The organism is Pontibacter sp. BAB1700 (assembly GCF_000277005.1).
Taxonomy (GTDB): Bacteria; Bacteroidota; Bacteroidia; order Cytophagales; family Hymenobacteraceae; genus Pontibacter; species Pontibacter lucknowensis.
In genome coordinates, this window is sequence record NZ_AKIS01000196.1 from 1 (window position 1) to 9,423 (window position 9,423).

11 protein-coding genes are annotated in these 9,423 nt (G+C 46.0%); 5 read left to right on the forward strand and 6 right to left on the reverse strand.

The genetic code is table 11. The annotated features are described in order from the left end of the window. The 5 genes from O71_RS19245 to O71_RS22185 form a co-directional block, all read right to left on the reverse strand. A partial coding sequence (locus O71_RS19245) for a polysaccharide pyruvyl transferase family protein (RefSeq protein WP_007660345.1) occupies positions 1 to 541 on the reverse strand: 541 nt, incomplete at its 3' end. Positions 542 to 597: 56 nt separating this feature from the next. Further along, positions 598 to 2,646 carry a tyrosine-protein kinase gene (locus tag O71_RS19250; RefSeq protein ID WP_237717912.1) on the reverse strand — a complete coding sequence of 683 codons (2,049 nt, stop codon included), beginning with the start codon at positions 2,644 to 2,646 and terminating at the stop codon, positions 598 to 600. A 35-nt stretch (positions 2,647 to 2,681) separates the two neighbouring features. Further along, entirely contained in the window at positions 2,682 to 2,972 is a 291-nt protein-coding gene (locus tag O71_RS26055; RefSeq protein WP_237717913.1) for a hypothetical protein, read from the reverse strand. A 12-nt stretch (positions 2,973 to 2,984) separates the two neighbouring features. Next, a complete protein-coding gene (locus O71_RS19255) occupies positions 2,985 to 3,770 on the reverse strand; it encodes a polysaccharide biosynthesis/export family protein (protein WP_007660347.1) in 786 nt (261 codons plus the stop codon). A gap of 237 nt (positions 3,771 to 4,007) precedes the next feature. Then, entirely contained in the window at positions 4,008 to 4,772 is a 765-nt protein-coding gene (locus O71_RS22185) for a hypothetical protein (protein WP_007660348.1), read from the reverse strand. Positions 4,773 to 5,212: 440 nt separating this feature from the next. Between O71_RS22185 and O71_RS19265 the strand changes: the two genes are divergently transcribed. Continuing rightward, the gene (locus O71_RS19265) at positions 5,213 to 5,491 is read left to right on the forward strand and encodes a GNAT family N-acetyltransferase (RefSeq protein ID WP_007660349.1); all 279 of its coding nucleotides are present in this window, start codon (positions 5,213 to 5,215) and stop codon (positions 5,489 to 5,491) included. 1 nt (position 5,492) lies between these two features. Here O71_RS19265 and O71_RS19270 read toward each other — a convergent pair whose 3' ends face one another. Next, positions 5,493 to 5,723, reverse strand: a complete 231-nt coding sequence (locus tag O71_RS19270) for a FeoB-associated Cys-rich membrane protein (protein ID WP_007660350.1) — start codon at positions 5,721 to 5,723, stop codon at positions 5,493 to 5,495. A 438-nt stretch (positions 5,724 to 6,161) separates the two neighbouring features. On the opposite strand from O71_RS19270, the gene O71_RS19275 reads away from it, so the two are divergent. From O71_RS19275 to O71_RS19290, 4 genes are all read left to right on the forward strand, one after another. Next, positions 6,162 to 7,778: an alpha-amylase family glycosyl hydrolase gene (locus tag O71_RS19275; protein ID WP_007660351.1), complete on the forward strand. Its 1,617-nt coding sequence runs from the start codon at positions 6,162 to 6,164 to the stop codon at positions 7,776 to 7,778. A 101-nt stretch (positions 7,779 to 7,879) separates the two neighbouring features. Next, positions 7,880 to 8,176, forward strand: coding sequence for a GIY-YIG nuclease family protein (locus tag O71_RS19280; protein WP_007660352.1), 297 nt, complete (start codon positions 7,880 to 7,882; stop codon positions 8,174 to 8,176). Between the two features lie 350 nt (positions 8,177 to 8,526). Next, positions 8,527 to 8,958 carry a GbsR/MarR family transcriptional regulator gene (locus O71_RS19285; RefSeq protein WP_007660353.1) on the forward strand — a complete coding sequence of 144 codons (432 nt, stop codon included), beginning with the start codon at positions 8,527 to 8,529 and terminating at the stop codon, positions 8,956 to 8,958. A gap of 97 nt (positions 8,959 to 9,055) precedes the next feature. Continuing rightward, on the forward strand, positions 9,056 to 9,423 hold a 368-nt coding region (locus O71_RS19290), incomplete at its 3' end, for a TolC family protein (RefSeq protein ID WP_237717914.1).

Below are 9,423 nucleotides of genomic sequence, written 5' to 3' on the forward strand. Positions count from 1 at the left end.
TATCTGAAACCTTAACTTTGCTATTTAAAGTTAATTTAGAACAAAATGCCATATCAGGCATTAATAAAACTAATGCATTTTTACAATATGTATTAAAAAAATCAAATGAATAACTATCTCTAGCGCAAAGTATGAGTTCATCATGACTATTGAAGACTTCAAGTTCCTTTTTTAGATTGTGCTCATTATTAAAATGCACCGATTGTGGAAACATTACAATCCTGTTGTGCTTGTATCTTTTAATGACGTTTTTCCTAAAATTCTGATGGTTATCATATAAATCACCAAAATTTCCTCCACCTTGAAGTAAAATATTATTCTGTTTTTTTAATACTGGATAGGAAAAAAATATATCATCAGAAGTTGAAAGGCATTTGAAGGGGATGCTTTTAAGGAAATCTAGTTGGCCTTGCCATATTAATTGGTCTCCTGCATTTGGGTAATTAGGAGTATCAAGTAAATGATAATCACCAGTAATATGCTTAGATAAGTTAGCTATTACATAATCCTCAAGATCGTTTACTGAGCGAAAAACTTGCATATTTATATGTAATTGTAATATTGGTTTCAGAACAATATAGTTAAGAAGGTAGGCTCTTATATAAATTGCCGTTTTTTATTTGGCTTTACCTCTGGACTATCTCCATAGCCATACCCGTAAGCATACCCATAACCATACCCATTTTCTTTCTTTGCATCATTCAGCACAATCATAGGATGCGGCAGCTTATCTGATTTATAAATATCATCTATGATCTCAACCTGAGACTTGCGAGTGAAGTCATAACGAATAATAAAGGCGCTTGAGTCAGCATATGATGCCAATGTAAAGGCATCTGCTACCTGCCCTACAGGAGGTGAATCCAGCAGGATGTAATCGAACTCCTGTTTCAGCATCTCTAATAAATGCTTTACCTTCGCACTCAGCATAAGTTCTGCAGGGTTTGGAGGAATAGGGCCTGATCCGATCGCATGAAGTCCAGGAACAGCTGCAATAGGAATTATAATATCCTCAATGGCAAATTTATCCGAAATCAGGTAATTAGTAATACCAACTTCGTTCGACAAGCCCATGTCCTGCATCAATCGCGGCTTGCGTAAGTCAAAGTTCACAATAACCACCTGCTTACCTGTCAAAGCTAAACTGGCACCCAAATTGATGCTGAAAAAGGTCTTCCCTTCCCCGCTCATACTAGAAGTGATCAAAATAGTCTTGTTCTCTTTCCCTACTGTCGAGAACTGCAAGTTGGTACGAATTAGTCGAAAAAGCTCCGTAACGGTGCTGCGACTGTTTTCTGTAACAACCAGTTTATCAGGATAATCACTATGTGAAATCTCACCGAGTATGGGCGTTTGTGTACCTTGCTTTACCTCTTGCAAAGTCTCAATCTTATCATTGAACAGATCGCGCACATAAACGAAAGCGAATGGCACTCCTAGCCCCAATAGAATCGCCACAAGATAGATCAATTGCTTCTTGGGTTTTACCGGAAGATCACTCGCCATGGCAGGGTCGAGTACGCGCGAGATGGAAACAGCCGCTGCAAGGGATACCGCCGACTCCTCACGTTTTTGCAGCAAGTAGAGGTAAAGCCCCTGCTTGATGCCCTGCTGCCGCTGGATCTCCAGCAATTCACGCTCAATAGAAGGAACCTGCTGTATTCTGCTCTCAAACTGGGCCATATTGGCTTTCAGGTTGTTGCGCGTGATGGTCAGGCCTTTCTTAATATTGGTCAGGTTCTCGATAATATTCGTTCGCAGGTTAGTCAACTGGTCGCTTAAATTCAGTACCAGCACATTGGTTGGCTGTGTCGTATGGAGTAGGCGCTCCCGCTCCAACTGCAGTTCATTGAATTTGGTGATCAGTCCCATTAGAGTTGGGTCTTGTATACTTAGTGCACTGGGTACCAACTGATACTCCTGCCCACTATCGTGCAAGTATTTTTCAATGGAATTCAGCACATCCAACTGTATCTCAAACTCAGCCAACTGTTTATTATAATCACTGGCACGCTCTATATATAGCTTTGCCTCTGAGCTCACATCAGTTAGTTCATTCTGGCGCTTATAGGTCTCTACTTCCTTTTCAACGTCTGTCAGCTCCGCCGTCAAAAACTTGAGTCTTTCATCAATGAATTCGATGGTGTTAGAAGCGATCAGGTTTTTGTCTTCTACCGCTTCCCGGTTATAAAGCTCCACCAGTTTATTGATGATATCTTTGCCCTTCTCCTGTACAGGATCTGTTATACTGATCCAAAGAACGCTGGCATTTTTGTTGACCGGACTGATGGTGAGCAGTTGCTGGTAATGATTGGCTAACTTCCGGATATCGTGGAATTTGACGATGATATCGTGCGACGTAGTAGTATTGCCTGCTACAACAGTAAATGTACCGTAAGGCTTTTGGATTTCCTGTCCGAACTTATGTTCCGACCGCAAGGTTTCGCCCTGTTCGTCTTCCTCTTCCAGCACAAAGCTGTTATTTTCCTGCACCTGGATCACGATCGATTTGCCATAAGAAGCCGAATCCAATTTACTTACAATTACCTTAAGAGGTAGCTCTTTTCCGTAAATCTCGCCGCTACGGAAACGGCCTTCCTTGTAATAGCTTGTTTGTAAAGACAGATCGGAGAGCACACGCTGCATTAAACTAACAGCATTAAGCACCTCAATTTCATTGTCTACAATTTTGCTTGATTGAAACGCATCCAAGTCTCCGAGCACGGTCCCGCCCAGTAAATCAGCCCCTTTCTTATCATCCGGATAAGCACCTTGCTTTTAATTGTATACTCAGGCGTGGTATAGCGCAGGTATAGGAAAGCCAGGGTCAGAGCCATCGCAATACTCAGCGCAAACAAATACCAGTAGCGCACATATTTGTATAGGATTGCTTTTAAGTTTATCTCCTCTACCTGCTGTTGCTGGAACGCGAATGCTGGGCGCTGAATTTCAGGTGTGCCTTTTTCTGCCATAATAAATTTGTATTAAAATAAGCGGGTAGCGACTACGATCAGTAGAGAAGTAACAGCTGTGATAATTGACAAAGTGCGCGTATTGGTGCTGGCCTGTATCTGCTTCATTTTGTCCGGCTCCACATATACCACATCGTTCTGCTGCAGATAGAAGTATGGGGAGTTTAGCACTTCCTTATTATTCAGGTTCAGGCGCGTCATTTTACGCACGCCATCTTCTTCCCGGATCACCAGCACATTTTCGCGCTTGCCAAAAGCGGTCATATCACCGGCCATACCCAAGGCTTCCAGGATGTTGATCTTCTGCGTAGGGATGGTAAACGTAGCCGGACGATTCACTTCGCCTACCACTGTAATCTTGTAATTCAGGAAGCGGATGTTGATGATGGGATCTTTCAAGTGAGGTTCCAGCTCCTTCGAAAACTTCTCAATCGCCTCGTTTCTGGTTAAGCCAGCCAAGTGCACTTTGCCCAATACCGGGAAGTTGATATAGCCGCTTTCGTCTACCAGGTAACCTTCACGGTAAAGGTTATTGGTGGTCCCGGAACCGATGCTGTAATTGGAAACTATACCTGTTGTTATATTCTCCCCTCGATTGAACAAGGCATTGGCTTCGGGGCTGGGGCTGGTGACGCTGATGCTGAGCAGATCGTCGGGCTGAATTTTAGCGACACTGCTATTCTGTATATTTTCGGTATATTCAGAAGCTTCCTGCAAGTCACTGAAATATGCCAGGTTACGCGGGGTACAGGAGACCAGGCAGAGGAATGCGATAAGGTAGGTAAACGTTAATTTCATCAGCTAAAGCTCAGCATCATTTTTTCAAAAAGGCAGTGTAAGCACAACAACCTTCTTTTCTCAAAAGCGTATCTTATAAGTTGGCAAAATTGCATAAAAAATTCTGCTTAACGAAGAATATATTCTAAAATACTTTTCCGCAACTTCGGCCGTAGTCAGGAACATAGAGGAGAGAAAGCAAAAAGGCAGTTTAGTCCTTAACTAAACTGCCTTTTTCTATGAGCTGGGTGTAACTCTCTATCGGCCTCTGCGCAAGCTAAAATTAAAGCCAGCAGGTAAAGTGTATATAAAGTTTACGCTTGCGCTAACATAGGCATCTTTGTTGCCAGTAAAACCGCCCTTTCGTTTATAGTTGTCAATTAAATCTGAACTGGTAAAATTAAAGGTAAGCTCAGGAGCAATGCTAATTTTACTTGTATAATTGAAACGAATGCCACCACCCACAGGAATAAACGCTGCTACACCAGAATTTTTTGAAGCATCAGAAGAAGCACTGTAATAGAGCACCCCCACACCTGCTTTTACATAAGGCACAGCCAAACGAAGTAAGTCGGTGCTGCCATAGCCGCGCAGTGGCCGGTAGCTGTGTACGAGGTCATACACTGCCGTAGCACTTAACTCAGCAATATGTGAACTGAAAGGAACCTGTGTACCTGGCCGATCAAGGAGTTTGGTGTTAAAGCCAACATAGTTCAGGTTTGAGCGAACTCCCACACGCGGAGCTACCTGGTAAATAGCCCCAACCCCGACATGGGGGCCAAAACCATTCTGGCGGAGCATTCCGCCCAGGCCATCATCCCAGCCATTGGTTCGGTTATCGCTATTCATTACGGTAAGGCCAGCACCAGCCATCACCGAAAACTTATCAGATGTCATGTAAAAGAGCTGCGAAATGCGCTTAGCCCTCGAATTTTGAATTCGAAATTTGTTGTGCCAGGCTTCTTCAGCAGAACTAAAAAAAAGACAGGCAACGGCTCCAATAGAGAATAGTATACGCTTCATATAATAGCGACAGCAGACATGCTACTGTTTAGGTTAGAGTATATAATGTTGCAAGTATACATAGAACAAATTAAATATTTATAGAACAATTCAATTTTATCATAAAAAGGGTCGCACATTGCCGTGTAGCGCTTTTTCTGTTTTATTTGGTAAAGACTTACAGTTTTTCAATTCCTTCTGCGCCTGCACTAGCAACAGAAATCAGGAACAGGAACAGGAACGAGGGATAGGCATTGCGGAGTGCGAGCGAGCAGGCTAGTGTTTTGTTGCTTAGTGTAGGTATAGCAGAATTAATCCATTGATCGTAATCTACTAGCCACCTACAAGTTATGAATGATGATTCCGAATTACATTACTATACATTTTGTCCCGAACCCAACAGCCTAACACCAGCAGCAAGACCGGCGTATACCTGTTCCAGACCATTAGCATACCTTAACATGAAGATCATTCACGACGAAGAGGACACCCGCTTTTACATTGAGCTGGAAGGTGGCGAGGCCGAGCTCACATATTCCATCACCGACCAGGGCCACATGGACTTTGATCATACCTTTGTACCGGAGAACCATCGGGGCCAGGGCATAGCCGATAAGTTAGTAAAATCCGGTCTGGAGCACGCCAGGGCGCAGAACTGCCAGATCATTCCTTCCTGCCCTGTGGTAGAAGCCTATGTAAAACGCCACAAAGAATACGACGACATCGTGCGCTGGGACTAGCTTATACCTGCTGCTCCGTCTTTTGTGGCCGGAGCAAAAACCAGATGACAAGACCCACTGGCCATACCATGAGCAGGACCATCAGGGCGACCAGCCAGGGGGACTTGCCCCGGCGCCGCGCATCCTTATAAGACCACACCACACTCCAGGCTACAAATACCAGTAGCACCATACCTACGATGATGCCGACGAGGCCCAGGCCTGCAAAGTAGGATGTGTAGCTCTGCTCCATAATGATCGTTATACCTATTTATAACGCAGGCGATCAGGTGTAGTTGAAAAATGGCACAGGTGTCTGCTACCGTGGGGCCTATTACCATAATGCTTATACCTTTAAATTGGCAGTAACTGGTAGTCCCCTTTAAAGGGGCAGGGGGATGAAAGCACTTTTAGGTCTAGCACAACTGTTTCTACACCGACTCTATATTTCGTTGGGTGCGGGAGAAAATTTCCCTCTCGGGAGTCTGGGGTGGGTAAATCGTGGCTATACCTATACTTATACCTGGCTTTCCACCGCCGTTCTGTTAGACGCTCGCAGGTCCGGAGGACGCTGCGAGGTCTGGGCGACTTTAACCCAAGCAACCCATACCCTCCCCGGCATTTCCCGTACAGGATACATTATTTATAGAATACCGGCCTGTGGCCGATTCGCAGACCAAACCAACGGACTATGAAAGACACGCAGCAAAAATACCTGTGGTGGCAGGAAGGCATCATTTACCAGATCTACCCACGATCGTACCAGGACAGCGACGGCGATGGCGTGGGCGACCTGCAGGGTATCATCCAGCGCCTCGATCACATCCAGGCACTAGGTATAACGGCCATCTGGATCTCTCCCATCTTCTCCTCCCCCATGGCTGACTTCGGCTACGACATTTCTGACTACTGCGACATCCATCCGCTATTCGGTACTATGGAGGACTTTGACGAGCTGCTGCAGGCCGTACATGACCGGGGCATGAAACTGATCCTGGACCTGGTGCCCAACCACACCTCAAACGAGCACCCCTGGTTCAAAGAGTCCCGCTCTTCCAAAGACAACCCGAAGCGCGACTGGTATATCTGGGAAGATGCAAAAGAAGACGGTTCCGAACCGAACAACTGGCTCAGTGTGTTTGGAGGCAGTGCCTGGGAGTGGGACGAGAAAACAGAACAATATTATTACCATGCCTTCCTGAAAGAGCAGCCCGACCTGAACTGGCGCAACCCGGAGGTGCAGGAGGCGATGTTGGACGTAATGCGCTTCTGGCTCGACAAGGGCGTGGACGGTTTCCGGGTGGACGTGATGTGGCACATGATCAAAGACGATCAGCTGCGCGATAACCCGGTGAATCCGGACTATGAATCGCACCAGGCCACCTACGAAAAACTGATTCCGGCCTACTCCACCGACCAGCCTGAGGTACACGATATCGTGCGTAAAATGCGTGCCGTGCTCGACGAGTACGATGAGCGCATGATGATCGGTGAGATCTACCTGCCCATTCACAAGCTGATGACTTATTACGGGACCGACCTTAAAGGAGCGCACCTGCCTTTCAACTTTCTGCTGCTCTCCACCAACTGGGACGCGGGAGAAATCGCCTCCAACATCAACCAGTACGAGGCTGCACTGCCGGAAGGCGGCTGGCCAAACTGGGTGCTCGGCAACCACGACCAGTCACGTATCTCCAGTCGGGTGGGACAGGACCAGGCACGGGTAGCGGCGATGCTCCTGCTCACGCTGCGGGGTACACCTACTATCTATTATGGAGATGAGATAGGCATGCGCGACGTGCCTATACCTGAGGAGGAGGTGCAGGATCCGCAGGGTCTAAACATGCCCGGGCTCAACCTGAGCCGAGACCCGCAGCGTACGCCCATGCAGTGGGACGACAGTGAAAATGCCGGATTCAGTCCATCTAAGCCATGGCTGCCATTGCCAGCGGACTACCGTCGGGTGAATGTAAAGGCACAGTCTGATGATCACGGCTCCATGCTGGCACTGCACCGGCGGTTGCTGAACCTCCGTCAGAAAGAAGATGCCCTGCGCATCGGGCACTACAAGCCCATGGAGGCTCAGAAACCGTTGCTGGCCTACCTGCGCTATACCTCCGACACCCGCTTTCTGATACTGCTGAACCTGAGCCACAAAACGTGTCATTTCCACCCGGAGCACTTCCAGTTCGAGGGAACCATTGAAATAGACACGCTGCCAGAGCGGGAAGGCACTGAGGTGAAAGACAAGATAAGCCTGAGCGGCGATGAAGGGATGGTGATCAGGCTAAAGCAGCGAAAAGACTAGATGCGGAATGCCTTGCCTCTTAATTTATTTAAATGTAGTGTAATGACTCAATTCTTGTCATTCTGAAAGAAACTTGGTAGAAGGGAGGTTAAGACTCAGCAATGAAAAGCCATAATTACTTCGTCTATATCACTACAAACCCAGGCAAGACTGTGCTTTATGTGGGGGTGACAAATGACTTGGTATATCGGCTTGATCAACATAAGGAAAACAGAGGAAAACCTGAAACGTTTGCAGGCCGCTACTTCTGTTACAAGCTTGTATATTATGAGCGCTATACCTATGTGCAGCATGCTATAGATAGAGAGAAGGAGCTAAAGAGTTGGAGCCGTGAAAAGAAAATGAATTTGATAAAAAGTGAAAATCCATACCTGCGATTTTTGAAAGCTGATCCTTGAAATACAGCTTCTCAGGCTAGCTACCAAGATCCTTACAGGATGACAAAAAGAAGGTATAGAACAGCCTTAGCATCATATTAGCGTCGTTGTATTCTAATAATATTTGCCTTTAACGCTCTGTCATTCTGTTAAGAAACTTGGTTAGAGGGGTGATAAGCCTATGCTATCCGCTACCAAGATCCTTACAGGATGACAAAAATAGAGGTAATAGATTACCTCCGCCGCAGCTAGTTTAACCTCTATTAACGCTAAACCTATACCTATAGCAAAAATTTAGTTCTGTAAATTATGAACTAATGAAACTAAGCATTACCTTTGCATCGTTAAAGCTATAAAAGAAAGGTAATATCATGACTCTTAGCGAAGAACAGCGTAGCTTAATTGAGGAATTTGGCATCTACCAGGAGAACAACGGTTTCCAGCCTGCCGTGGCGCGGGTGATGGGGCTACTGCTTGTTTCTGATCGTCCTGAACTCACTTTCGACGAGATCAGCGAAACCCTCAGCATCAGCAAAAGCGCGACCAGCAACTCGCTGAACATGCTCCTTAACACAGGACACATCGAATACACCACCTTCTCCGGAGACCGAAAACGTTATTTCCGCATTAAATCCTCCAACTGGCGTGAGTTGTTTGCCAAGAAGATGGAAGATCTGAGTCACCTTAACTCACTATTAAAACGGGTACTGGAAGTCAGAAAACGTGATAATCCAATTTATGATACGAAGCTGAATGACTTTATCAGCTTTTTGGATTACATGAAAGCGCAAATGCCCGCCTGATCGACGAATGGGAAAAAAGTAGAGCATAATTTTTTTAGTTTTTAAGTTCACAATTTTCAGAACTAACTACTTATATCTAAACATAATAAACAAAAACGTGAAAATCAAATATTTAGTAGTCGGATTGGCCATGCTTTTCGTGAAGCCGGTTGTGGCGCAGGAGAAGCCCGATGTGCAGACGCTGAGTCTGCAGGAGGCCATCACGTATGCGCTGGAGCATAACGAGGACATGCAAAAGGCCTCTTACGACCAACTGAGCGCCAAGTACATGGTCAAAGAGGCCAAGAGCAACGGACTGCCGCAGGTGAACGGCTTTGGTAACTTCAACATGTATCCGGCTATACCGGTGCAGGTGATCCCGAACGTGTTTGAGGGAAAGCCTGATGAGATGATTCCGGTGCAGTTTGGTACCAAGTACAATGCATCGGCAGGTATACAGCTTCAGCAGTTGCTGTTCAACCAGTC

Coding starts and splice junctions, on each gene's coding strand:
- O71_RS19250 (WP_237717912.1), bottom strand. CDS start 2,646: ATGCAGCGTGTGCTCTCCGATCTGTCTTTACAAACAAGCTATTACAAG.
- O71_RS19280 (WP_007660352.1), top strand. CDS start 7,880: ATGAAAAGCCATAATTACTTCGTCTATATCACTACAAACCCAGGCAAG.
- O71_RS19285 (WP_007660353.1), top strand. CDS start 8,527: ATGACTCTTAGCGAAGAACAGCGTAGCTTAATTGAGGAATTTGGCATC.
- O71_RS22185 (WP_007660348.1), bottom strand. CDS start 4,772: ATGAAGCGTATACTATTCTCTATTGGAGCCGTTGCCTGTCTTTTTTTT.
- O71_RS19265 (WP_007660349.1), top strand. CDS start 5,213: ATGAAGATCATTCACGACGAAGAGGACACCCGCTTTTACATTGAGCTG.
- O71_RS19275 (WP_007660351.1), top strand. CDS start 6,162: ATGAAAGACACGCAGCAAAAATACCTGTGGTGGCAGGAAGGCATCATT.
- O71_RS19255 (WP_007660347.1), bottom strand. CDS start 3,770: ATGAAATTAACGTTTACCTACCTTATCGCATTCCTCTGCCTGGTCTCC.
- O71_RS26055 (WP_237717913.1), bottom strand. CDS start 2,972: ATGGCAGAAAAAGGCACACCTGAAATTCAGCGCCCAGCATTCGCGTTC.
- O71_RS19270 (WP_007660350.1), bottom strand. CDS start 5,723: ATGGAGCAGAGCTACACATCCTACTTTGCAGGCCTGGGCCTCGTCGGC.